At 61.4% G+C, this 23,294-nt stretch carries 20 protein-coding genes; 11 read left to right on the top strand and 9 right to left on the bottom strand.

What is annotated here, in order from left to right; all coding sequences use genetic code 11:
- Window positions 1-100: 100 nt before the first annotated feature.
- Together MON38_RS02795 and MON38_RS02800 are read right to left on the bottom strand one after the other, a co-directional pair.
- Window positions 101-1,135: a bile acid:sodium symporter family protein gene (locus MON38_RS02795; protein WP_241934607.1), complete on the bottom strand. Its 1,035-nt coding sequence runs from the start codon at window positions 1,133-1,135 to the stop codon at window positions 101-103.
- Between the two features lie 199 nt (window positions 1,136-1,334).
- Window positions 1,335-1,856: a hypothetical protein gene (locus MON38_RS02800; RefSeq protein WP_241934608.1), complete on the bottom strand. Its 522-nt coding sequence runs from the start codon at window positions 1,854-1,856 to the stop codon at window positions 1,335-1,337.
- Between the two features lie 192 nt (window positions 1,857-2,048).
- Here MON38_RS02800 and MON38_RS02805 point away from each other — a divergent pair, with 192 nt between their 5' ends.
- The 8 genes from MON38_RS02805 to MON38_RS02840 all read left to right on the top strand — a co-directional run bounded on the left by MON38_RS02805 (window position 2,049) and on the right by MON38_RS02840 (window position 8,543).
- The gene (locus MON38_RS02805; protein WP_241934609.1) at window positions 2,049-3,092 is read left to right on the top strand and encodes an SDR family NAD(P)-dependent oxidoreductase; all 1,044 of its coding nucleotides are present in this window, start codon (window positions 2,049-2,051) and stop codon (window positions 3,090-3,092) included.
- 146 nt (window positions 3,093-3,238) lie between these two features.
- Window positions 3,239-3,982 carry a prolipoprotein diacylglyceryl transferase gene (locus MON38_RS02810; RefSeq protein ID WP_241934610.1) on the top strand — a complete coding sequence of 248 codons (744 nt, stop codon included), beginning with the start codon at window positions 3,239-3,241 and terminating at the stop codon, window positions 3,980-3,982.
- Between the two features lie 45 nt (window positions 3,983-4,027).
- Window positions 4,028-4,768 carry a hypothetical protein gene (locus MON38_RS02815; RefSeq protein WP_241934611.1) on the top strand — a complete coding sequence of 247 codons (741 nt, stop codon included), beginning with the start codon at window positions 4,028-4,030 and terminating at the stop codon, window positions 4,766-4,768.
- A gap of 99 nt (window positions 4,769-4,867) precedes the next feature.
- The gene (locus MON38_RS02820; RefSeq protein ID WP_241934612.1) at window positions 4,868-5,356 is read left to right on the top strand and encodes a hypothetical protein; all 489 of its coding nucleotides are present in this window, start codon (window positions 4,868-4,870) and stop codon (window positions 5,354-5,356) included.
- Window positions 5,328-6,188 carry a tetratricopeptide repeat protein gene (locus tag MON38_RS02825; protein WP_241934613.1) on the top strand — a complete coding sequence of 287 codons (861 nt, stop codon included), beginning with the start codon at window positions 5,328-5,330 and terminating at the stop codon, window positions 6,186-6,188. The genes MON38_RS02820 and MON38_RS02825 overlap by 29 nt, the downstream gene beginning before the upstream one ends.
- 165 nt (window positions 6,189-6,353) lie before the next feature.
- Window positions 6,354-7,760 (top strand): radical SAM protein, encoded by a 1,407-nt coding sequence (locus MON38_RS02830; RefSeq protein WP_241934614.1) that lies wholly within the window; start codon window positions 6,354-6,356, stop codon window positions 7,758-7,760.
- Between the two features lie 168 nt (window positions 7,761-7,928).
- Complete coding sequence (locus MON38_RS02835; RefSeq protein WP_241934615.1) at window positions 7,929-8,216, top strand: hypothetical protein; 288 nt, start codon at window positions 7,929-7,931, stop codon at window positions 8,214-8,216.
- Window positions 8,217-8,240: 24 nt separating this feature from the next.
- Entirely contained in the window at window positions 8,241-8,543 is a 303-nt protein-coding gene (locus tag MON38_RS02840; protein WP_241934616.1) for a hypothetical protein, read from the top strand.
- On the opposite strand, the gene mutM is transcribed toward MON38_RS02840, so the two are convergent.
- From mutM to MON38_RS02860, 4 genes are all read right to left on the bottom strand, one after another.
- Complete coding sequence (mutM, locus tag MON38_RS02845) at window positions 8,502-9,365, bottom strand: DNA-formamidopyrimidine glycosylase (RefSeq protein WP_241934617.1); 864 nt, start codon at window positions 9,363-9,365, stop codon at window positions 8,502-8,504. The two genes, MON38_RS02840 and mutM, sit on opposite strands and share 42 nt — an antisense overlap.
- A 181-nt stretch (window positions 9,366-9,546) precedes the next feature.
- Window positions 9,547-10,461 (bottom strand): PhzF family phenazine biosynthesis protein, encoded by a 915-nt coding sequence (locus MON38_RS02850; RefSeq protein WP_241934618.1) that lies wholly within the window; start codon window positions 10,459-10,461, stop codon window positions 9,547-9,549.
- A 128-nt stretch (window positions 10,462-10,589) separates the two neighbouring features.
- Window positions 10,590-11,546, bottom strand: a complete 957-nt coding sequence (locus MON38_RS02855) for a M48 family metalloprotease (RefSeq protein ID WP_241934619.1) — start codon at window positions 11,544-11,546, stop codon at window positions 10,590-10,592.
- A gap of 27 nt (window positions 11,547-11,573) precedes the next feature.
- Window positions 11,574-11,771, bottom strand: a complete 198-nt coding sequence (locus MON38_RS02860) for a hypothetical protein (protein ID WP_241934620.1) — start codon at window positions 11,769-11,771, stop codon at window positions 11,574-11,576.
- A gap of 115 nt (window positions 11,772-11,886) precedes the next feature.
- On the opposite strand from MON38_RS02860, the gene MON38_RS02865 reads away from it, so the two are divergent.
- The 3 genes from MON38_RS02865 (at window position 11,887) to MON38_RS02875 (ending at window position 17,410) form a co-directional block, all read left to right on the top strand.
- Window positions 11,887-12,351: a hypothetical protein gene (locus tag MON38_RS02865; protein WP_241934621.1), complete on the top strand. Its 465-nt coding sequence runs from the start codon at window positions 11,887-11,889 to the stop codon at window positions 12,349-12,351.
- A 123-nt stretch (window positions 12,352-12,474) separates the two neighbouring features.
- A complete protein-coding gene (locus MON38_RS02870; RefSeq protein ID WP_241934622.1) occupies window positions 12,475-12,990 on the top strand; it encodes an MOSC domain-containing protein in 516 nt (171 codons plus the stop codon).
- Between the two features lie 295 nt (window positions 12,991-13,285).
- Window positions 13,286-17,410, top strand: coding sequence for a DUF4394 domain-containing protein (locus MON38_RS02875; protein WP_241934623.1), 4,125 nt, complete (start codon window positions 13,286-13,288; stop codon window positions 17,408-17,410).
- 228 nt (window positions 17,411-17,638) lie between these two features.
- Here MON38_RS02875 and MON38_RS02880 read toward each other — a convergent pair whose 3' ends face one another.
- The 3 genes from MON38_RS02880 to MON38_RS02890 all read right to left on the bottom strand — a co-directional run bounded on the left by MON38_RS02880 (window position 17,639) and on the right by MON38_RS02890 (window position 23,124).
- Entirely contained in the window at window positions 17,639-19,039 is a 1,401-nt protein-coding gene (locus MON38_RS02880; protein ID WP_277881343.1) for an RtcB family protein, read from the bottom strand.
- Between the two features lie 1,170 nt (window positions 19,040-20,209).
- Window positions 20,210-21,067 (bottom strand): TIGR02452 family protein, encoded by an 858-nt coding sequence (locus MON38_RS02885; protein ID WP_241934624.1) that lies wholly within the window; start codon window positions 21,065-21,067, stop codon window positions 20,210-20,212.
- 533 nt (window positions 21,068-21,600) lie between these two features.
- Complete coding sequence (locus MON38_RS02890) at window positions 21,601-23,124, bottom strand: TROVE domain-containing protein (protein ID WP_241934625.1); 1,524 nt, start codon at window positions 23,122-23,124, stop codon at window positions 21,601-21,603.
- Window positions 23,125-23,294 lie beyond the last annotated feature (170 nt).

A 23,294-nucleotide genomic window follows, 5' to 3' on the forward strand; every position in this document is an offset into this window, starting at 1 on the left:
TGTCGAAGCATCTCTACCGCGCAACTAATTAATTTTAGTATGGCGGTAGAGATGCTTCGACAAGCTCAACATGACGTTCTTTTTTGTTTCTACCCATCAGCTACGCCGCCACCGCTTCGGCCGCCACTGCCTGCCGGCCCAGGTACTGCGCCATGCTGCTGGCCAGAATAATCTGGAGCGCATGGTAGAGCATGAGCGGCAATAAAATCAGCCCCGTGGCGGCGCTGGCCGGAAACAGCAGGCTTGCCATCACGCTGCCGTGCACCAGCGACTTCTTCGAGCCGCAGAACACGGCCACCACTTGGTCGGCACGCGGGAAATTCAGCGCCCGGCTCAAGCCCCAGATAATGCCGAACACCACCAGATACAGCGCCACCATGCCCGCGCCCAGCTTGGCAATGTCGGCCGGGCGGTAGCTGGTGAAAATGCCCTCGGCAAACGACTCGCAGAAAGCCGTGAAGACGATGAGCAGGATGGTAATCTGGTCGAAGATGCGCAGGGCGGACTTGTGGCGGTCGGCGAAGGCGTGGAAGCGCGAGTTGAGCAGCACCCCCGCCCCTACCGGCAGCACCACCTGCCACAGCAGTTGCACCCCGAGGCTCCAGAGCTGGCTGCCACCCGTGCCGGTGTGCAGAAACAAGCTGCACAGCAGCGGCGTGAGAACGATGCCCAGCAAGCTGGAAATGCTGGCGTTGAAAATTGCGGCCGGCAAGTTGCCACCCGCAATGCTCACCATCACCACCGACGTGGAAACGGTGCTGGGCAGCGCGCACAGGAAGAAGATGCTCTGCCAGAGCGCATCACCCTCGGCCCCAAAAAACGGCCGCACCAATAGCGCCAGCGCCGGAAACAGCACGAACGTACTCAGCTGCACCAGCGTATGCAGCCGCCAGTTGCGCATGCCGTCGCGCAGCTTTTCGAAGCTCAGCTTGAGGCCATAAAAGAAGAAAACCAGCGCCACGCCCACCGTGGTAATGGCGTGCCACGGCACGGGGCTGGCCTTGCTGCCCAAGCCGGGAGCGAAGTAAGCCAACGCCACTACGCCCAGCAGCGCCAGCAGAAACCAGTCGAGCCCGGCACGGGATAGCAGGGCGGCAAAACGGTTGGGTGCGGCGGGAACGGGAGTTGGCGTCATAGCGCAAGAATACGCCGGGCAGATGGCAAGGGTATGGCCGAAACGCAAAAAAGCGCCGGATTCGGGCGAATCCGGCGCTTTTTTGTTAGCATTGAACTGCTTGTCATCCTGAGCAGAGCGAAGGGCCTTATCACGTTAGAAAAATTCGCCCGAACGTGATAAGGTCCTTCGCTCCGCTCAGGATGACAGCCGAAACCAATTACTCCGTGGGCACGCCGCCGCCCAGGCCGGGCGCAGCATTGCCCTGCACGCCCTGCACGTTGGGCACGCCCATTTTCTCCTCGCGCTTGCGCTGGTACTTGTTGAACTGCGCGGGCGAGAGCACGTCTTTCAGGGCTTCGAGGCGCGAGCGGCCGGCGCTTTCGATGATGCCGGCCAGCTTGCGCGGGTCGGCCTTGTGGCGCAGGCGGCCGTTTTCCACCATCTCCACGCCGCGGCGGTTGATGACGCGGACTTTCTCGGTTTGCTGGGGGTTGAGGCCCAGGTTTTGCTGCATGTTGGTGGTGAGGGCGTTGGCCTTGGCATCGACCACGGCATCGGGGGCGAATACGGTTTCGGGCGCTTCGGCCGGCGCGGCGGCTACTTTGGTTTTGGTTTTTACGCTGGGCTGGCCGGCGGGCTTCACCTTGGTTTTGATGGTGGCCGGAGCCTGCGCGTGAACGGCCGCCGGAGCCGCCAGCAGCGCCAGGGCCACGAGCGGCGAGAGCAACAGAAGTTTCATATCAGAAGTCGAAAAAGCAAAAATCAAGCGCGCCCAAACATAGCGCAATGACGGAGTAAATATCGGCCAAAAACCCGGCTCACGTTCACCCAAACGCGGTGCTTACCACGTTTCGTGCCAGCCCGGGACGAAAATTCGGGCCTCCCCGGCCGGCCTTGCAACCTTTCAGCCGCTTTTTCCATACTATTGACCATGAAACACGCCAAACGCTCGAAAACCAATTGGCTGCTGGCCGCCGGCCTCGGCGCGGCCACCGTGGCCCTCACCTTGTGGGGCAACCGCCGCGGCTCCTACGATTTGAGCCGCCGCGTGGTGCTCATCACCGGCGGTTCGCGCGGGCTGGGGCTGGTGCTGGCCCGCCAGGCCGTGGCCGAGGGTGCCCGCGTGGCCATCTGCGCCCGCGACGAAGCCGAGCTGGCCCGCGCCCGCCAAGACCTGCTCATGGCCGGCGCGGCCGAAGCCGACGTGCTCACGCTGGCCCGCGACATTACCAACGAAGTCGAAGTCCGCACCATGGTGGCCGAAGTCGAAACCCGCCTCGGCCCGGTGGATGTGCTGGTGAATAACGCCGGCATCATCACCGCCGGCCCGCTCGATAACATGGACGTGCGCGATTTCGAAGACTCGATGGCCACGCACTTCTGGGCCCCGCTCCACGCCATGCAGGCGGTGCTGCCCGGCATGCGCGGCCGGGGCGCGGGCCGCATCGTCAACATCTCGTCGCTGGGCGGCAAGGTGGCGCTGCCCCACATGGCCCCGTACAGCGCCAGCAAGTTTGCGCTGGTGGGCCTATCCGAAGGCTTTCGGGCCGAATTGCGGCAGCACGGCATTTCGGTCACGACCGTGTGCCCCGGCCTGCTGCGCACCGGCAGCCCCGACCACGCCGAGTTCAAGGGCCAACAGCAGAAGGAGTTTGCCTGGTTCAGCATTGCCGATTCGCTGCCCGGGTTCACGCTGAGCGCCGAGCAGGCGGCCCGCCAAATCTGGAACGCCTGCCGCCGCGGCGATGGCGAGGTGATTCTCTCGTTGCCGGCCAAGTTTCTGGCCGCCTTCCACGGCCTGCTGCCCGGCACCACCACCGACATTCTGAGCTGGATGAACCGCGCCCTGCCCGCCACCGGCGAAAGCCCGGCTGCCAACGTGCGCCGCACCGGCTTCGAGAGCGAGTCGGAACTTACCCGCTCGCCCCTCACGGCCCTCACCCGCAAAGCCGCCGCGAAAAACAACGAGTTATAGCCCGCATTCCGGCAAACTTATAGAACGTCATGCTGAGCTTGTCGAAGCATCTCTACCGCAATAGTAATTGATTAATTGCGCGGTAGAGATGCTTCGACAAGCTCAGCATGACGTTCTTTTTTCACAAAGTCGGCGCATCTTGCGCCATGCATTTCCCCGTCGAGCTTGCCTTGGGCCCCGCGCGCCTGCCGGTGCACCTGCTGTGCGAGGTGCTGGCCTATTCGCTCGGCTACCGTCTCTACACCCACCTGCGCGCCGGCCACACCGACCGCATCAGCGACGCGCACCGCCAATGGATTTTTGTGGGTGCCGCCGCCGGGGCCCTGCTCGGTTCGCGCCTGCTGGGCCTGCTTGAGCACCCTGATTTGCTGGCGCACCCGCCCGGCGGCTGGCTCTACTACTTCACCAACAAGACCATCGTGGGCGGCTTCCTGGGCGGCCTCATCGGCGTGGAGCTGACCAAGAAGCGCCTGGGCGTGACGGCCAGCAGCGGCGACCTCATGGTGTTTCCGCTGCTGCTGGGCCTCGCCATTGGCCGGCTCGGCTGCTTTTTCAGCGGCCTCGAAGATGGCACCTACGGCACGGCCACTACCCTGCCCTGGGGCATCAATTTCGGCGATGGCGTGCGCCGCCATCCCACCAACCTCTACGAAATTCTGTTTCTGGGGGCGCTGGCGCTGCTGTTGTGGCTGCTGGAACGCCGCGGGCGCTTGGCCGATGGCCGGCGGTTTCAGCTGTTTCTGAGTGGCTACCTGCTGTTTCGGCTGCTGGTGGAGTTCATCAAGCCCACGGCGGCGCTGCCGGGGCTGGGCCTCACGGCCATACAGTGGGCCTGCGTGGTGGGGCTGGGGTATTATGTTTGGGGATGGGTGCGGGAAGCAAGTAATTGATTCGTCAATACAGCTCAGTATTTCAGTTTTTTAATCAACTATCCAATGCTTAGAATATTGCTCATTATTTTATCTTTATCTCATGGCTATGTCTCTGTAGCACAAACGATATTAGAACAGAAAAACGATTCTATTTCTGTATCCAATAATCCACCCATGATAATGAGCAATTACATTAAATTTCCAACACCATATAAATACAATCCCGAAACAATCAAATCAATAACTGATTTACCAGATAATGTCCGAGCTAAAGTAGAGCCATATTTAGTCGACAGATTAGGCGTAAATTTTTATAAATCATTAAGATTTATAAATGGGCAAAAATTCAGTTTAAACAATCTTGATTCAGCAAGAATTGGTATCAAGGATTATAGGTTTCCTCTAGCCACGTATTATTTGCAATACGTCTGTTTAGAAACCAAAAGCGAAAGCGGCTATTTCAAGGCTGGTGCATCGTTCGATTCTGATGGAATAGTTGTTGATAGCATCAATTTGCCAAAATTCACTAATTATTTCAATCATCAAAAATTAATTTCTGTCCATAAAGCAATAAATATTGCTCGTCACAGTTGGTCAGACGAATTCAAAGAAAATCCCAATTGGATAAGGCGACAAAATGTATCGTTAGATTATAGTCCTCTTAATAATTGTTTTGTTTGGTGGTTCAGCAAAACCAAATCCGAAGGGCCGGGGAAAAGTCATTTGCGAAGAATCTTTATTAACGCAAGTACCGGCAACGTGTTAAGAACCCGTAATAGCACACATAAGTATGCCCCGTTTTAACTCTTTTTCTTGTATTGCTAAGCTCTGGTATTCTGCATTCAATACCAACGGCGTTATCTATTCATAAATCAAGATGATTCCCGCAACACTGGCTGCTGCATGAAACCACCGTTCCTATCCTGCCTACTACTGCTAGCCGCTGCCCTCCCCACCCGCGCCCAATACCTCTCCTTCCACGGCGGTGAATACCTCGACACCACCACGACCCGCAACCCCGCCTGCGCGAAAACCCCCACCCTGCCTTATTTCGCCGTGGATGGGAAGTACCCGCGCAGCTCGGCCACGCTGGTGCGGGAGGCGACGGCCTTCCTGGAGCGGGGCGGCCACAAATTCAGCGGCAACGGCTACGTCACGTTTCGGTTTGTGATTGACTGCGCGGGGTTTCGGCAGCCGATGACGCAGGTGTTGCAAACCGATGCGAATTACATACTCACGCACTTCCGGCCGGAATTGGTGAGTGAACTGTATGCTTTTTTGAAAACGCTGAAAGACTGGCGCACAGCCACGCGTAACGGGTACGCTGTAAGCTATTTCACTTATTTAACCTTCAAAATAACCGATGGCAAAGTCGTGGCTGTTATTCCTTAGCCTGCTGGCCCTGGCGCGGCTGGGGCAATGCCAGCGGCCCGCTATGCCCGCGGTGCCGGCCGGCGACTGCGGTAGCAAAGCGTATCAGGATACGCTCGTGGCCCGCTACCTCGACCGGGGCGCGCACCGCATCAGCTACCTGAGCCCGCAGTGGGGGCAGTATTGCGACAGCCTGATTGCGGCCTGCCCCAACATTGCCTACGCCTACCAGCAAAAGGCCATGCCGCTGATTAAATGCGGCGACTATGCCCAGGCTTTCCCGCTGATAGACAAAGCCGTGACGCTCGATGCGAGCCGCTACCTGGCCTATCGGGGGTTTCTCAAGTGCATTTTCTCGAAGGATTACACCGGCGCTATCACTGATTTTCAGCGCGTGGCCAAACTCAAGCCCAACGGCCGCGAAATGGACCACACGTACGCGTTTTTTGAGGGCGCCTGCGAGCTGGAGCTGGGCCACTACAAGCTGGCCGAAAAAGCCTTTGCCGCCGACATGGCCGTGCAACGCGGCCCCGATGACCAGGGCCCGGTTCATTTCAACTCGCTATGGTACGCCGGCGTGGCAGCCGCTCGCCTCAAACAGTATGCGCAGGCGCAGGCCTACCTGCAACAGTGCCTGAAAGCGTACCCGCAGCATCCGGAAGCCAATTATTACCTGGCTCTTACCTACCAGGCGCAGGGCCAGCCGGCGCTGGCGCGGCAGCACCTAGAGGCCGCGCAACGGGCCCTGATTGGCGGCTACCGGCTGAATGAGGACAATATTTTCTACGCCTACTACCCCGAGCAGATAACAGAGTACGAAGTGACGCAGGCGATGAAGGAAGTCGGGAGATAAGGCCTGTCATCCTGAGCGTAGCGAAGGACCTTATCACGTCTGCGCGGCATAACTGTTTCAATGTGATAAGGTCCTTCGCTACGCTCAGGATGACAGTAGATGTTAGCCTGTTACCACTATCTTACCCCACGAAATCCTTTCCCCTCTTTCCAAGCAGCCCCCGCCATGCCCGAACGGCCCTACACCTACTACGATTTCACTTTGAGCCTTTGCCCGCAGTGCCTGCGCCGCATCGAGGCCAAGATTGTGTTTGAAGAAGGCAACGTATTCATGCTCAAGCGCTGCCCCGAGCACGGGCGGCAGAAAGTGCGCATTGCCACCGACATCGAGTACTACAAGAGCATCCGCAACTACGTGAAGCCCAGCGAAACGCCGCGCCGCTTCAACATGGCCACGCACTTTGGCTGCCCGTATGACTGCGGCCTGTGTACCGACCACGAGCAGCACAGCTGCCTCACCGTCATCGAGATAACCGACCGCTGCAACCTCACCTGCCCCACCTGCTACGCCGAAAGTAGCCCCACCCACGGCCGCCACCGCACCCTGGAAGAAGTGGAAGCCATGGTGGACCTGGTGGTGGCCAACGAGGGCGAGCCCGACGTGGTGCAGATATCCGGCGGCGAGCCCACGCTGCACCCACAGTTTTGGGAAATCCTGGACATGTGCAAGCGCAAACCCATCAAGCACCTGATGGTGAACACCAACGGCGTGCGCCTGGCCAAAGATGAGGCTTTCGTGGCGCGGCTGGCCACGTACTCGGGGGCGTTTGAGGTGTATTTGCAGTTCGATTCCTTCCGCGAAAACGTGTTGCTGACCATGCGCGGCCGCGACCTGCGCGAGGTGAGAAAGCAGGCCATTGAGCACCTGAACAAATATAACCTCAGCACCACACTGGTGGTGACGCTGCAAAAAGGCCTGAACGATGACGAGATGGGCGACATCATCGACTACGCGCTGAAGCAGAAGTGCATTCGCGGGGTCACGTTTCAGCCCACCCAGGCGGCCGGGCGGCTCGATAATTTCAACCCCGAAACCGACTCGTTTTCGCTCACCGAAGTGCGCCAGGGCATCATCGACCAAAGCCCGGTTTTCACGGCCGACGACCTGCTGCCCGTGCCTTGCAACCCCGACGCGCTGGCCATGGCCTACGCCCTGAAGCTGGACGGCGAAGTATTCCCCCTCACCCGCTACGTCGACCCCGCCGAATTGCTCCAGAGCGGCGGCAATACCATCGTGTATGAGCGCGACCCGCGCCTGCGCCAGCACATGCTCAAGCTGTTCAGCACCGCCAATACCGTGGATACGGTGGTACCCGAAATCAACCAGCTGCTGTGCTGCCTGCCGCAGGTGTCGGCCCCGAATCTGGGCTACGAAAACCTGTTCCGCATCATCATCCTGCAATTCATGGACGCGCATAATTTCGACGTGCGCGCCGTGAAGAAATCCTGCGTCCACATTGTGAGCAAAGATTTGAAAATCATTCCCTTTGAAACCATGAACATCTTCTACCGCGACCAGGAGAAACTGGCGCGGCTGGAAGAGCTACGGGCCGAGCGTATCGGCATCATATAATGCAGCATACTACCCCAGCGCCACCCTCGCCCAATGGTCCTTCGAGGCCGAATGGCTGCCTGATTGCCGTGCTCATCGGCTTGGTTATCCTGCTGATAGGCTGGGGCATGTGCAGCGGCGCGCTGGGAATATAGCCGCCCCCACCAAACCAGCCCTTTTAGCCAAGCCATGAATGAGCCCATCCAACCCAAGCCCAAAAGCCATTTCGGCAAAATTGTGCTCGTGAATCTGGGCGTGGTGGTGGCCGTCCATGTGGGCCGCCAGCTCATCGATTCCGACAGCACCATCCTCGGGTTTCTGCTGGTGCTCTGGCTACTTAATGCGGTAGTGGGGCTGCTGCTGCTCGTCACCGGGGAGCGCGGAAATGGGTTGGCCTGCTGGCTGTCGGCCATGCTGATTGGCATAGCTGGCGTCAGCGAATGTGGAACCCACCTGCACTTGGGTGGCATGCACTGAAACCTTATTTATCAAGTTATTAATATGAATAAGCCCACGTTTGGTAGCATCATCCGCAACAACCTGCTGGCATTGCTGGCCGCTGCAGTCGTGCTGGGCGTGGCGGCGCAGTTTTTCGGCGAGGGCGCACTCATGCTATTCGCCGTTTTCTATCTGGGCCAAGCCCTGTACAATCTGATTATGGCCTTGGCGCACCTGGGCCGCGGACCAGAAGACGTGGGCGCGCCACCTTATTTCCTCAGCCTGTTGCTGGTGCTCATCGTGGGGTTTGGCGCGTGCTCAGGCCTATTTGTGTTCACGGGCAGTACGGGTGCCATCCGTCTGTAAAGCCGGCGCGGGCTGGCATTTCGGGCACGTATAAGTAGCCCGGCCGCCCACGTATTCTTTCTCGATTTTCACTTTCGGGTGGCGCGGGCAAAAGGTGTGCGCGTCGGAACCGGACGTGGCCGATTCGTCCCACTCGCGGGCGTGGATGAGGAAGGACTTGGGGAAGTACTTGTAGTTGGCTTCGTGATTGATAGCCGTAGTCAGCACCAATTGAATAGCGGCGTGCAGGGCCTTGAACTCCTTCTCGGTGAGTGAGGAGCCCAGCCGCTCGGGGTTGATTTTGGCCTGAAACAGCACCTCGTCCACAATCCAGTTGCCGAGACCGGCGGTGATGCCCTGGTCGAGCAACAGCGGCTTGAGCAGCGTTTTGCGGCGGCTGAGTTTCTGCTGCAATTCGGCGGCGGTGATAGCGAGGGCATCGGGGCCGATTTTCTTGGCAGCCTGGTGGGCGGCGGCGCTGTCGGCGAGGCGGATGCGGCCAAACTTGCGCGGGTCGATGAAGGCCAGGCGCAGGCCGGAGTCTTCCAGGTGCAGAGCCACGCGGGTGAAGCGCGGGGCGTCGGGCTCGTCGCGGTAGGCGCCAATGTCACCCGTCATGCCGAAATGCAGCACCAGGACTTTGCCATTGTCGAGCTCCACAAAGCAGTTTTTGCCTAGCCGCGAGGTGCCGGTGATGGTACGGCCCACCAGCCCGGCCCGCAGCTCGGCTTCGGGCGTAGCCAGCACGTGAGCATCGTTCACCTGCACGGCGGCAATGGTCTGGCCCACGGCCAGTTCGTCAATAAAGCGGCGGTAGGTTTCGACTTCGGGTAATTCGGGCACTGCAGGAAGGATTATGTTTTAAGGGTTGATTGAACATCATGCTGAGCTTGTCGAAGCATCCCTACCGCGCAATCCAATCGCATGGTTTAACTATTGCGGTAGAGTTGCTTCGACAAGCTCAGCATGACGTTCCTTTTCAATCTATTCAACAGCCTAAACCGCAACTGAGTTGCCTTCCCACCTATAAATCCGCGCGCAATCCGCCTTCCAGTACCACCACGCCAGTGCCGCCAATCTGCACCGACGCAATGGCCTCGCGCTCACCGTGCACGCGCACCTGCACCGCGCCGGCGCGGCCCATGTCGTGGCCCTGCTCGGCAATGAACTCGGGCGAATTGATGTAGCCGTGGTGCCAGAGGTAGGCCGCCATGCCGCCGGTGGCCGAGCCCGTCACGGGGTCTTCAGACACATCGGGCGGGGTGCCGAAGTGGCGGGCGAAGGTGTGCCCTTGCTCCGTTGCGCCGCCCAGGCAAAACAGGTGGGGGCTGAAAAAGTCGCTTTCGGCGCGGTAGCGGCCCAGGGCGGCGGCATCGGCCACGTGGGCGCGGCGCAGGGCGGCGTGGTCGCGCAGCAGAATCATGAGCTGCGGCGTACCGGTGCTCACCGTTTGGATGGGCGCGCCGGGCAGCAGGTCGTCGGGCGTGAGGCCAAAGAGCGGCAGCACGGCTTCCGGCGCGTGCGTGGCGCCGAAAACAGGCGGGCGCTGCGTCATCCAGACCAGCGCGGGGCCACCGGCCGCGCCCGGCAGCACATCGACGCGAATGGGGCCGTGCAATAAGTGCAGCGTAAGCGTAAGGGCAGCGCCAGTTGCGGGCAGCGCCACCCGGCCCGCCTGCAACAGCCCCGTAACGGTGGCAATAGTGGGGTGCCCGGCCAGCGGAATTTCTTCGGCCGGCGTGAAGAAGCGCACCGTGAATTCAGTACTGCCCGGCGCGGCGCGGTTCACAAACGCCGTTTCCGACTGGTTGAACTCGCGAGCTAGGCGCTGGCGCAGTTCAGGTTCGAAGTCATCAGCATCGAGCACCACGGCGCAGGGGTTGCCGCGCAGGGGCTCGGTGGTGAACGCATCGACGAGCAGAAAAGGCAATTGGGACATGCGTTTGGGAACGGTAAGATGGGAAAGCCGACCACGAAGGAACGACGGCCAGCCAGAACTAAACCAATCAGCGCACAAAAAAGCCGGCCCGCTAGTGTGCGAACCGGCTTTTTTCTAGAGATGACGGCTTACATCGTGTCGTGCAGCTTGGCTACGCGCTGGCCAGCTTTGTCGTATACGTCGCCCCGCTCGGTAATGAAGAGGCGGCGCTGCTGGGCATCGGTGAGCACGAAGGGAAACGCCTGGCTGTCGGTGCGCGTCACGCGGCCCACCACTTCGGCGTTATCATCTTCGTCCACGTGCACCACTTTCAGGGCGTTGGTGAGGTAGTAGCGCTGGCTGGGGTCGTTGCGGAAGGTAAGTTGCCCCACGAGGCGCACCGCGTCGCCGCTGCGCTGGCTGATGGCCACCATCTCGCGGCTGGGCGAGGCGGAGGCCGCCGTGGGCAGGTCGGCCACTTCCTCGTTGTCGTAAACCGGCGCGGCGGGCCGGGCCACAGCCACCACGGCCGGCGTGGCCGAAGGCGCAGCGGCACGGGCGCTGGCCACCAGTTGCTCGCTGGCCCGCTGCCAGCCCTGGCTGATGGCCGCCAGGCGCGGCGTGCGGCCGGGGTGCGTGGATGAGCCCTCGGCATCAGGCACGGTAGCCATGGCGGCCTGCGCCTGGGCCAGGCTGGCTCCCAGCTTGCGCAGCACGAAGCCCGAGAATTCGTCGGCTTCCAGCTCATCGGCGGGCTGCGAGCCGCCGGCGCGCAGCGTGTGGCCGTTGAGGTGATGGCCCATTTCATGGGCCAGGATGCTGATGCCGGCCCAGTCGGTGTGGCCGGCGCGGTTCACCGAGCTCAGGAACGCGGGGTTGTAGAGCAGGAAACGCTTGCCGTTGTATACCACGGCGGCAGCGTTGTCGACTTCGCGGGTAGCACGCAGCTCGAAGCGGGCTTTGAGGCCCACGGCATCGGTAATTTCGCGGATGACATCGGTGGGCGCCGGAGCCGTCTGGGCCTGCGCGGGAGCCACCAGCGCCAGTGGCAGCGCGAGCAACAGCGGAGCCGCTAACCGCGTGATGAATTGAGGGAAGAAAGCCATAGCAGAAAGACGATAAAGGAATGACTACTAATTCAGCAACAAGACAATCGCAGTGCCAGAAATGCGGCTCTGCAGGTTTGATTCGGCAATTAATACCGCGTAAAAGGCCCCGCTTGCCAGCAGGAATTTCGCAACGAAAGCATACCGGATTTCATTGCGGCCGGACTCGAACCAAGCTATTTTCGGAGCTATCATGACAACGATTTTAGCCAGCTGGCAGTTCATTAAAAACACAGAGTCGCGGCCCGGGCCAAAGGTTGCGCGAGCAGGCTAGCCGGTCGGGGCCGGAGTAGCTTTGCAGCCTGCTTTGGCAGTTTCGGCGGCCACCTCATTTTCCGGCATGAATCAAGCTCACCTGCACCTTATTGTCAACCACTTGCCCATCATGGGCAGCTTGTTTGCCACCGCGCTGCTGGCCGTTGGCGTGCTCAAATCCAACCCGACCCTAACCAAAGCCGGCCTGGTGGCCGTGCTGGCGGCCGGCCTGCTGTGCCTGCCGGCCCAGTTCACGGGCGAAGGCGCAGCGACTGTTGCGCAAAAGCTACCCCGCGTGAGCCGGGCGCTCATCCACAACCACGAAGAAGCGGCCGAGCTGGGCTTTTGGGCGCTGGAGGGCGCGGCGGCGCTGGCGCTATTCGGACTACTGCTGCTGAAAAGTCAGTCGCCCAAAGCTCGACTGCTGGCCTTGGTGGCGCTGGCAGCTACACTGCTCAGCTTCGGCCTGCTGGCCCGGGCCGGCAACCTCGGCGGCCAGATTGGGCACCCCGAAATTCGCACGGGCTTTGGCACCACCGATGAGCTGTGAGTTCATTGGTTTTTGGTCGTTGGTTTTTCGTCAGGCACTTCTGGCCCAGGCCAATGCTGACCGGTAAAGAACCGCCGCCGAGCAGCCAGCATTCATTAAACAAAAAACCAAAACCCAATAGAAATGCCCTTCCCTTTTTTTGGCGACGATAAATCGACGGTGGCGCGCTTGCTGGCTACCCTGCCCCAAACCGGCCGCCTGGAATGGATTGGCCAGCGCCCGGTGCGCCGCGAGCCGCTGGTGTCGGTGCCCGAGGCGGAATTGAAAACCGACTCGCATATGCTCGGCGACCACGCCCGGCCCAAGGCCGGCGGTAAGCGGCAGGTCACGCTCATTCAGCACGAGCACCTGGCGGCGGTGGCGGGCTACCTGGGGCTGGATGCGCCGCTCGACCCTGCCCGCCTGCGCCGCAACCTGGTAGTAGGTGGCCTGAACCTGCTGGCGCTGAAAAACCGGCAGATTCGTATTGGCGACGAGGTTATTCTCGATATTACCGGCGAGTGCCACCCCTGCTCGCGCATGGAGGAGGAACTAGGGCCCGGCGGCTACAACGCCATGCGCGGCCACGGCGGCCTCACGGCGCACATTGCGCAGGGCGGCATCATTCGGGTGGGCGATGTGGTGCGGGTAATGAGCTAATGCCCGAAGCAGGCATTAGTTGGCAATGGATACACCTACGTGAATGCTGTGCTGGCGAGCCGCGCGCTACAGGGCCTATACCGGATATGTTTTACCCGAATTTCATCCCCTAAATGCCCAATTAACGTATGAGCCGCGAAAGCGGCTTTGTAACCGGCCATTTGATAGTTGTCTGACCCTTTTTCACTTACCCTTTATTCGTATGTACACACGCTTACTGCCGCTGCTGGCTACGAGCCGGCGACTTAGCCGAATGGCTGGCTTTGCGCTAATTATCGGATTTATAATCAGCAGCTTGACTGCCAAATCCCAGACCGTTATTTACGGCCTGGGTACGCTGGTTAAAGATGTAGCGCCGAACTTTTATTATCCCCCGGGTGGAGTGGCAGGCGACCAAGGGCTGGCGGCCTTCGACCCAGCATTTGGCAGCCCGGTCGCCTTTCCGATTCGCATTACCGGTCTCGTCGGCAACCAAAAACTGGTGGGCATTGATTTTCGTCCCCTCACCGGCCAACTATATGCCTTGGGATACGACCCCGCGCTGGCGACTGGCAACGCGCAACTCTACACGCTGGACCCCAAAACAGCCGTAGCCGTGGCCGTGAGCGCCACCCCGATTACCTTGGCGCTGGGCGACGCCACGGAACGCATTGGCTTCGATTTCAACCCGGTAGCTGACCTCGCGCGGGTGGTCAGCTCCAACGATGCCAACTACCGGGTTAGCCCCGTAACAGGGTTGGTGGTAACTACTAGCCGCGTAGACGGCCCGCTGGCCTACGCCGCCGGCGACCCTAATGCCGGGCTCAACCCCCGGGTAGGTGGCGCGGCATACACCAATCCGTTTGCCGGTGCTACCAGCACCATTCTCTATGATGCCGAGAACAAGGACGACGCTACGGCTCCCTCCGGTATTCTGTCGACGCAGTCGCCGCCCAATGACGGTACGCTCAATACGCAGGCTCCCATCCGGCTGGGCTCCGGCAGCGGCAGCGGCAGTGCGTTCTACGGCATTGACGCAGCGGCTCGCATTAATATTGATATTTTCTGGGCTGGTACATATAACAAAGGTTATTTGCTGGAGCTGACGGCTCCCAACGGTTCCGGCCTTTCGAGCAGCAACCTTTACGATTTGTCGCTGCCCGCCAGCGCCACCAGCCCGTCCGACCCCAGCAACCCCAATACCGTCGGTTACGGCAGCAGGAAGCGCACCCTGGTACCGGCTGTCTCAAATACGCCGTTTAGTCTGCTGTCCATCGCAGTAGCCCCCACGCCCACCATCATCAGCCTGGTACCCCCTTCGGCCGAAGTGAACACGCCGGGCCTGACGCTGACCGTGAACGGCACGGGCTTCGTGAACGGGACCACGGTTCAGTTCAAAGGTTCGGACCGAACGACGACCTACGTATCGGCCACGCAGCTAACGGCGGTTCTGACCACTGCCGACCTGGCCACGGAAGGTATTTACAATGTGACGGTGACCAACCCACCGTTTCCGGGTACGCCCTCGGCCCCGGCTACGTTTAGGGTAACGCAGCCCTGCGCGGCGCCTACCAACTTGGCGGCAAGCAATATTACCAGTACGTCGGCCACGGTTTCGTTCACGGGCAACACCTCGGCCACGAGCTATAACGTGACGATTGCACCGGGCACGGCTACGCAAACCCTGCCCGGCACGGCTACTTCGGCCAGCTTCACGGGCCTGATGCCGAACACCAGCTACACAGTTAGCATCACCACCACCTGCCCAAGCGGTACCACCGGCCCGGCCACCGTCACCTTCACCACCAGTGTTGCGGCCGCTACCCTGGCCGTGAGCCAAGGCGGCACCAGCTACCCCAGCGGCGGCACCGCCTACAGCTTCGGCAACCAGACCCTGAACACCACCAGCCCGGCCGTGGCCTTCACGCTGACCAACGGCGGCACGGACCCGCTTACGATTGGCAGCATCACCACTACCGGCGACTATGCCGTGAGCGGCACGGCCCCAACCACGGTGCCCGCCGGCGGCACGGCCACCGTGAATGTGACTTTTACACCTACCCTTACCGGCACGCGCAATGGCACACTGGTGATTAATTCTAACGCCACCAACGGCGCGGCCTACACCGTGAACCTGACCGGCACCGGCCAGCCTGCCACGCCGAACCCGCAGATTGCCGTGAGCCAGGGCGGCACCGGCATTACCAACGGCGGCACCTTTATGGGCTTTGCCAGTACGCAGCAGGGCAGCACTTCAGCCCCGGTTTCGTTCACCATCAGCAACGGCAGCACGACGGATGCGCTGACGCTGGGGGCCTTCACCTTCACGGGGCCGTATGCCCTGAGCGGTGCCGCCCCGACCAGCGTGGCCCCGGGCGGCACGGCCACGTTCAGCGTCACGTTCTCGCCTACGGCCGTTGGCCCCAACACCGGCTCGGTGAGCATTGCCAACAACAGCCAGACGAATAACCCTTACGTTATCAACTTCAGCGGCCAGGGCACTTCGCAGGACTTGTTGGTGAGCAGTCCGCAGCTCGTGCAGGGCAGCTACCGCAACGTCACTATTCAGGGACCCAACGGCGTAGCCACGCTGAGCGGTACCCTGACGGTGAGCGGCACGCTGGCCGTGCAGTCGGGCGGCTCGCTTATCCAGAATTGCCAATTGATAACCGGCGGGGGCAATTTCGACCTGCAGGCCGGTGGCGCTATTGCTATCTGCGACGCGGCGGGCATTGCCACCAGCGGCGCGGTGGGAGCCGTGCAGGTATCGGGCACGCGCACGTTCAGCCCGCAGGCCAGCTACCTCTACAATGGCACCGTAGCGCAGGTAACTGGTTCGGGCCTGCCCGCGCAGGTGCTGAACCTGGGCGTGCTGAATACTGCCAACGTGACGCTGAGCCAGGCCGTGGCCGTGGCCGGCGTGGTGCGCCTGCAAAGCGGCAACCTGAACACCGGAGGCCAGATGCTGACGTTGCTGTCGTCGGCGGCGGGCACAGCGCTGGTCGATAACTCGGGCGGCGCAGTGAATGGCACGGCTACCGTGCAGCGCTACATCGACCCCAGCCTCAACGCCGGGCGCGGCTACCGCCACTATTCGTCGCCAGTGGCCAACTCGACGGTGGCCGACCTGAGCACGGCCACCTTTACGCCCGTGGTAAATCCGCAGTATAACTCGGTGGGCAGTTCGGTTACGCTTTTCCCCACGGTGTTTGGCTTTGAGGAAAGCCGCATCACCACCAGCGGCAATTCGCCCCGCACGGTTGATTTCGACAAGGGCTACTTCTCGCCCACTACGCTGGGCGATGCCCTCGAAGTGACGCGCGGCTACACGGTAAACATTCCCGGCACCGAAACGGTGGATTTTGTGGGTACGCTGAACAATGGCCCGCTCACCACGCCCACCCTCACCCGCGGCGCCCAGACCGAAAGTGGCTGGCAGCTGCGCGGCAACCCCTACCCTTCGCCCCTCGACTGGAGCAAAGTAATTGCCGCCGGCCGCGCCACGAACATTGAGAATGCCCTGTACGTGTTCAAAAGCACCGGCCAGTACGCCGGCAACTACACCAGCTACGTGAACGGCCAGACCACCAACTCCGGCACCAACGTGCTGCCGCTGGGCCAGGGCTTCTTTGTGCGGGTGCTGGCGGGCCAGACCACGGGCAGCATCAGCTTCGCCAACGCTGACCGCCTGACCACGCCCAACAGCACCCCCTTCCAGCGCGGCACCGCCGACTCGCGCACCCAGCTTACGCTGGTCCTGAGCAACGGCACCAACCGCACCCAGACCGTGATGTACTTCGAAGCCGGGGCCACTACCAGCTTTGACCGCGCCTTTGATGCCCGCAGCCTGGGCGCCCCCAGCGGCCTGCTGCTGGCTACCGAAACACCGACCGCCGAGCAGCTGTCCATCAACGGCCAGCCCTTGCTGACCGGCGCCGACGTACTGCTGCCTCTGCAATTGGCTGCCAGCGCCGCCGGCACCTACACTCTGGCCGTCGATAATTTGGCGAACCTGCCCAACGGCTACCGCGCCTACCTGCGCGATGGCCTCACCGGCACTTACACCGACCTGGGCACCACGCCCAGCATCAGCCTGAACCTGACGGCCAATGCTTCTGCCGGCGGCCGCTACGCCGTACTGTTCAGCAACCAGCCCCGCGCACTGGCCACGGCCCCGGCCGCCCTGGCCCAACTGGCCAGCGTGTACCCCAACCCGGCCCACGGCACCGCCACGCTGCTACTGCCGATGGCCCTGCGTGGCACGGCTGCCACCACCGTTTCGGTGGTTGATAACCTGGGCCGCACGGTGCTTACCCGCACCCTGGCCGCTGGCTCGGCGGAAACGCTGGAACTGCCCCTGAACGGGCTGGCTACCGGCGTGTACTCGGTGCAGGCCCGCACGGCCGTGGGCCTCGTAGCCAAACGCCTCGTGGTGCAGTAAGTCAGAATAGATTTGGCCCGAACCAAACACTTCGGGCCAATGCGAAAAGCCTCCGCTTGCCTAGCGGAGGCTTTTTTGTGCGCTTTATTCTCAAAAGCCAACGCATAAAAAAAACCTCCTGCCAAAGGCAAGAGGCTTTCCGAGCTATGAAAACAACTGTCCCCTGTGGAGACACGCTCGCATGTACGAAGCGCGGGGGGCAGTCGGATTTAGGACCGGCCGCGGTTTTTACGCGCCATCCATTCGCACGATTTTCGGGGTGAAGGAGCCCAGCACATCCACCAGTTCGCGCTGGCTGGCCATCACGGCGCGGATGTCCTTGTAGGCCTGGGGCGCTTCGTCGAGCCCGCCGCCGATGAGCTCGATGCCGTGGTCGGCGAGGTACTTGCGCACCTGGCCTTCGCCCAGCTCGGCCTTGGCGCGGGTGCGCGACATGAGCCGGCCCGCCCCATGCGAAGCGGAGGACAACGACTCGGCCACGCCCCGGCCGCGCACGATGAAGCCGGGCGCCGTCATCGAGCCGGGGATGATGCCCAGCACGCCCGCGCCAGCCGGCGTGGCCCCCTTGCGATGGGTGATGACCTCACGGCCATCGGCCAGGCGCTCTTTCCAGGCGAAGTTGTGGTGGTTTTCCACTTTCGCCAGGGGCTTTTCGCCGAGGGCTTTGGCCAGGCGGCGGTGAATCTGCTCGTGGCAGGCCGAGGCGTAGTCGCCAGCCAGCGTCATGGCGGCCCAGTATTCCTGGCCGGCTTCGGTGTCGAGGCCAAGCCAGGCGAGGTGCTGGGCTTCGCCGGGCAGCTGGCATACGTCCTTGGCGAGCTTGGTGTAGCGCTCGGCAATGCCCGCCCCCAGGCCCCGCGAGCCGGAGTGCGAGAGCACGCCCAGGTACTGGCCCACGGGCACGCCCAGCTCGTTTTCCACGTCGGTGATTTCGACAATGCCGAATTCCACAAAGTGGTTGCCGGAGCCGGAAGTGCCGACCTGCTCGGCGGCTTTATCGAGCTTGTTTTTCAGGAAAGGGATTTCCTGAAACTCGGACCGGTCGAGCACGGCGTGGTCGAGGCGCTGGCCCCGCTCCCAGCCCCGGCCGGAGCCGAAACGGGTATTTTCAAGCAGCAGGCTGCGTAGCTCCTGGGTGCGCTGAGACAGGTATTTGGGCGGCAAGTCGAACACCGACAAGGCCATGCGGCAGCCGATGTCGACGCCCACGGCGTAGGGAATCACGGCATTATCCGTTGCCAACACGCCGCCGATGGGCAGGCCGTAGCCGTGGTGGGCGTCGGGCATGAGCGCGCCGGCCACGGTCACGGGCAGCTTCATGGCCGTTTCCATCTGGTGAATGGCGCCTGGCTCGATGTATTCGGCCCCGAATACGGCGTACTCCTTGCGCTCCACCAGGCCGATGTGGCGGTTGGGCGGGGGCAGCAGGGCTGCGGCCGTGTGGCTCCAGTCGAGGTGGGTGAGGTAGTCGTTAGGGTTGGCGAGAAGTTGGCCGAGCAGGGCCAGCTGGTCGGTTTGAGAGAGTCTCTTGAGGTGCTTGCGCTGCAATTGTGCCAGCGCGAGCCCGATGGCGCGGCCCTCCGGGAAACCGAGGTTTCGGAGGTCATTGCCGCGTAGTTGTGAGGCCATAAGAATGGTTAATGCACGAGGTTGAGGCGCTTAGTTGGGCCGCAGTCGTTGATGATGAAAAAGAAATAAAACGGGCCGGGCAACAGGGCGCACCGCCCCCATATGTGCTCTACCGACTGAGCTACCGCGAGCCGAAACCCACGGGCCGGAATCGAACCGGCGGCCGCATAGTCCGAAGTATGGCGGTGCTACGGCACCAGCCCGTCTTATTCAAAAAAAACCGGAGCAACAAACGCCCCGCGTATTGGCCCATAAGGGCCGACGTGACAGGTCGAAGTAGCGCGAGACTACGGCATCCGGTTGTGGGATGTAGAGACGCGACACTTCGCGTCTCCACGTTGAACAGTTTGGCCAAATGATATTAGCCGCTTGGCGCGGACGACGAGACGCAAATATGCGCCTCTACCTCGTTCTTATTTTAATCAAAACCTATCCGGGGCAACCAGCGCCCGGCCTTCATATCCTGCTCTACCAGCTGAGCTACGGCCGCCGCTTACGCAGCTGCCGGCGGGGTTCGAACCCGCGACCCGGGCATTAAAAGTGCGAAGTATGGCCGGGCTACGACACCCGGACAGGTTTTGAAAGTCAATGCATTGGGGCAAAAAGCGGCAGGTGTCTATTAAATAGCGCGTCTACCAATTTCGCCACTCGCAGTTTCGACGCTGCGAGACGGGACTCGAACCCGCACCTCTTGACAGAACTAAGTCCCGAAGTATCACCTACCTACGGCACCCAATGCAAGGTTTTGTTTCCGGCTGGGGCAACAGGCGCCGGGCCAGTTGGGGCGGCCCTACCAATGCGCGGTCGCGCCGCCTCGCGGCAGCACTTCGGGAGTCGAACCCGCGGCCATCCCCTGATTTGGAGCGAAGAAAGGCCCGGCTACGGCACCCATCCGGAAACGTGTTTTTTAACTTAAATCCCGAAAAATTCAGGGCAACAAGCGGCGGGCGTGTCAACCGCAGCCGAGGCTGCGGAGGGGGAATCGAACCCAATATCTCTGATTAACAGTCAGATTTCAACCAACGAAGTAACGCCCGTCTACGGCACCTGAACCATGCGGATGCTGCCGGGGTGGGACGGGCCACCGCAGTGGCGCCGTCCCGGTCGTCGACTGCCCCAAGTGGGCAGCCGTCTTCCTCATTTCGGCAAATAGAATTAGGGGTTAAACGGTTACAAAAAAGGTTTTAGTATGCGCTCGAAAGCCTGGAGCGTGGCTTGCGGCGGCTTGGGGTCGAACACCGCAAAGTCGATTCGGCGGAACCGGCCCCGGATGTTCGGCTCGGCCAGGGCTTCGGCAAACAGCTCGGCTATCTGGGCCGGGTCGTTGGCGAACACGCCGCAGCCCCAGGCCCCCAGAACCAAACTGTCGATGGCGTGGCGGGCCGCCGCAGCTAGCACCAACCGGATGCGGCGGCGCATGGTGGGCACCAATTCCAGCAGCAGTTCGGGGCTGTTGCGTTGCAGTGCCCCGGCGTTCACGGCCGGCGCCGTGATGATGTCCACCTGAAAAGGTTCCGCCAGCCACTCCCCGGCCTCGCCGCGAAATACCGGCACGCCCGGCGCATAGCTGAAGTAGTCGCTGTAGAGGCCGGTGCTGTCGGGCCGGGCGTTGTGGGCATACATTTCCCGGAACTGCGTCAGGCACGGGTAGAGGCCCGACGAGCGCGCCAGGCTTTCCTCCTGCGCCTGGCTGCCGCCCAGGAAACCGCCGCCCGGGTTGCGGGCTGAGGCAAAGTTCAGGCAGCCCACCCGGCCCCCAGCCGAGACTAGCGCGGCAGCCGCTTCCTGCGTGGTGGCGTGGTACACACGCACTTCGGCCGGGGCCCCGAACGGCTTGTCGAACTCTTGCAGAAGCTCGGCGGCATCGGCGGGGCGGTAAAGCTGGCTGCCAGTTTCGGCGGCGCGCTGCATAGCTGCCAACGAAATGGGTTGGCCGGCGGCGGTCTGGTAGCCGCCCTGCTCCAGCGCGGCCAGCGTGCTGAGGGCAATGCGGGTACGAACGTCGCGATTTAGAGTAGTGGGGTTCATGGCAAAAGGCAGAATTTAGTGGGCAGCGGCCCGGGAATAACGGCCGCTTTGTTATTGAAAAATGTTATTCCCGGGGTGGGTATAATTGCCATTCAAAAAATAAATAAGCTGGGGCAACAGGCGACGGGCGCAATGTTTTCGTCCTCCGCCCGAAGCGAAGACGGGATTCGAACCCGCGAGATGGAATGAATTCCACCCGAAAACTTTACCACGAAGTAGCGCCCGTCTACGGCACCCAACTCAGGCCGCTAAAACCGGGCTACAGTCGCTGAACCCACGATACTGTGCCCGTGGCACAGCGAAGCACTTAAGCTTCTGGCGTTTTTTCAGTACGAAGTAGGGCGCAGCTACGGCACCGGTTTATTTCTGGGGCGGCCGGGGGTTCCGCTTTATTGCCCGGCCGGGTTTCGTTGGTCAGTTAGTTCGTCATGCAGAGCGTAGCGAAGCATCTCGCGTGCCGCCACTAATTCAGTCGTTGGGTTTTATTGATTATTACCCCACGCGAGATGCTTCGCTGCGCTCTGCATGACGTTCTACAATTCAATTTTCTCGATTTCCGTCAGGGCCGAGCCGCCGTTATCCAGCGCGCTCAGCACGTCGAACACCTTATCGGACCAGCCGGCGATGAGGGCCACGCCCGTTTCGGGGCGCACCTCCAGCGGCACGGTGCCGTGCCCGGCTAGGTCGAAGAGGTAGAGGCGGGCGTTGGGGGCCACCACGCGGCGGTACTGCGCCCATTCCTGGGCCAGCGTGCCACCGTCGCCGGTGCTGTTCCACAGCTGCACGTCGGTGAAAATCATCACCTTGTCCACGGCTTCGGCGCGCATTCGCAGGTCCTTGATTACCAGGTGCCCGTTGGTGGAATAGCCCACTTCGCCTTCGCGCTGGTAGAATTCTTCCACGTTGCGCAGCACTGGCCCCCGGGCCATGCTGATGCGCTTCCACGTATCGCCGAACATGCCGGTGATGACGTTCTGGCAACGGCTCTGGAGCAGCATGCCCAGCACGAGGCTCACGTCGTAGAGCAGCACTTTGCTGCGGGCCGAAATGGCCTTTTGCATGGAGCTGGACACGTCGCAGGCCACCACCACGCGGGTGTCGGGCCCGAAACCACGCAGGTTCACGGCGCTGTGCGCAATGGCCGTTTCCAGCGCCGCCAACACGCCCGCAACATGGCCGCTTGGCAAGGCTTTCACCTCGCGGTAGGCGGCCAGGAAGCGAAACGGCAGCTGCTTGCTGCGCGCTACCGCAAACCGGTCGGCCAAGATGTCGCATACCCGCTCCATCGTCTGGTCCGATACGTTGGCTTCGAGGATGTTGCGCAGGTTGCGGAGCAAAGCCATGTAGCCCAGCTTGCCGCTGCCAATGAGCGTTTCCCAGGTTTGGCGGACGGCCGTTTGCCGGTCCTCATCGGTGGCGTAGGTTCCCTGCCCTACCGCCGACAGCTCGGTTTCCCAGGTGTAGGGCGTCGGCAACTCGCCGCGCACCAGCTGGTCGAAGAGGGCTTGCTGGGCTTCATCTTTGGCCTGGGGGTGCACTAAGAAGAGGGCATCGCGCAGGCGCACCGCCCCGTCGCGGTCGTACTTGGCCAGCTGGTAGCCGTCGAAGCGGTTGAAGCTGAGGGCCAAGCCTTTTTGCAGCTGTTTGGAGAGGCGGTTGAGGATTTTGGTCCCGCTCCGGGCGTTGGCCTGGGCGTAGAACGCCAGCAACTCCGTGATTTCGTCGGGCCGCTGCACCACACGGGCCACCAGGCGGCTCACGAGGCTGTCGCCGCGGTGCAGGCGGGCCAGCTCCACACACAGCACCAGTGGCACCGAGCGCAAATGCAGGCTTTCTCGGGCATACACCGCCAATTGCGCCACAAACAGCGGCTCATTTTTGGCCACCAAGTCCCGCAGGCGCTGCAGGCGTGTGTCGGCAGCTTCATAGAACTGGTCGCTAAGCGCGGCGGTGGCCACGGCGGCGTACAGTTCTACCTGGGGCGTAAGCATGAAGGCGGGTGCGCCTTCGTGGTTTACCGTGGGAGCAGTATTTCGGGAGAAGAAGTTGAAGCGCATAGTGTGGGAATCAGGAAGTGAAAACGGAAGTTTTTTAGAGCCGAGGCATTAATTAATTCACGAAAAACGCAAACGCAGGAATTAATTATTTTGAATTAGACGCACCTCTCCTGTTCAAATAAAAATCAATTTTATTTGGAAATTAATGACACGAAAAAGCCCGGCTTTTT

The organism is Hymenobacter cyanobacteriorum (assembly GCF_022631375.1).
GTDB classification, from domain to species: Bacteria; Bacteroidota; Bacteroidia; order Cytophagales; family Hymenobacteraceae; genus Hymenobacter; species Hymenobacter cyanobacteriorum.

Excerpts from the sequence above, each read along its gene's own strand:
- MON38_RS02815 (WP_241934611.1), top strand. The coding sequence starts at position 4,028 with ATGCTTAGAATATTGCTCATTATTTTATCTTTATCTCATGGCTATGTC.
- MON38_RS02810 (WP_241934610.1), top strand. The coding sequence starts at position 3,239 with ATGCATTTCCCCGTCGAGCTTGCCTTGGGCCCCGCGCGCCTGCCGGTG.
- MON38_RS02800 (WP_241934608.1), bottom strand. The coding sequence starts at position 1,856 with ATGAAACTTCTGTTGCTCTCGCCGCTCGTGGCCCTGGCGCTGCTGGCG.
- MON38_RS02840 (WP_241934616.1), top strand. The coding sequence starts at position 8,241 with ATGAATAAGCCCACGTTTGGTAGCATCATCCGCAACAACCTGCTGGCA.
- MON38_RS02825 (WP_241934613.1), top strand. The coding sequence starts at position 5,328 with ATGGCAAAGTCGTGGCTGTTATTCCTTAGCCTGCTGGCCCTGGCGCGG.
- MON38_RS02870 (WP_241934622.1), top strand. The coding sequence starts at position 12,475 with ATGCCCTTCCCTTTTTTTGGCGACGATAAATCGACGGTGGCGCGCTTG.
- MON38_RS02890 (WP_241934625.1), bottom strand. The coding sequence starts at position 23,124 with ATGCGCTTCAACTTCTTCTCCCGAAATACTGCTCCCACGGTAAACCAC.
- MON38_RS02795 (WP_241934607.1), bottom strand. The coding sequence starts at position 1,135 with ATGACGCCAACTCCCGTTCCCGCCGCACCCAACCGTTTTGCCGCCCTG.
- MON38_RS02820 (WP_241934612.1), top strand. The coding sequence starts at position 4,868 with ATGAAACCACCGTTCCTATCCTGCCTACTACTGCTAGCCGCTGCCCTC.
- MON38_RS02865 (WP_241934621.1), top strand. The coding sequence starts at position 11,887 with ATGAATCAAGCTCACCTGCACCTTATTGTCAACCACTTGCCCATCATG.
- MON38_RS02805 (WP_241934609.1), top strand. The coding sequence starts at position 2,049 with ATGAAACACGCCAAACGCTCGAAAACCAATTGGCTGCTGGCCGCCGGC.
- MON38_RS02860 (WP_241934620.1), bottom strand. The coding sequence starts at position 11,771 with ATGAACTGCCAGCTGGCTAAAATCGTTGTCATGATAGCTCCGAAAATA.
- MON38_RS02850 (WP_241934618.1), bottom strand. The coding sequence starts at position 10,461 with ATGTCCCAATTGCCTTTTCTGCTCGTCGATGCGTTCACCACCGAGCCC.
- MON38_RS02830 (WP_241934614.1), top strand. The coding sequence starts at position 6,354 with ATGCCCGAACGGCCCTACACCTACTACGATTTCACTTTGAGCCTTTGC.
- MON38_RS02835 (WP_241934615.1), top strand. The coding sequence starts at position 7,929 with ATGAATGAGCCCATCCAACCCAAGCCCAAAAGCCATTTCGGCAAAATT.
- MON38_RS02880 (WP_277881343.1), bottom strand. The coding sequence starts at position 19,039 with ATGGCCTCACAACTACGCGGCAATGACCTCCGAAACCTCGGTTTCCCG.
- MON38_RS02885 (WP_241934624.1), bottom strand. The coding sequence starts at position 21,067 with ATGAACCCCACTACTCTAAATCGCGACGTTCGTACCCGCATTGCCCTC.
- MON38_RS02855 (WP_241934619.1), bottom strand. The coding sequence starts at position 11,546 with ATGGCTTTCTTCCCTCAATTCATCACGCGGTTAGCGGCTCCGCTGTTG.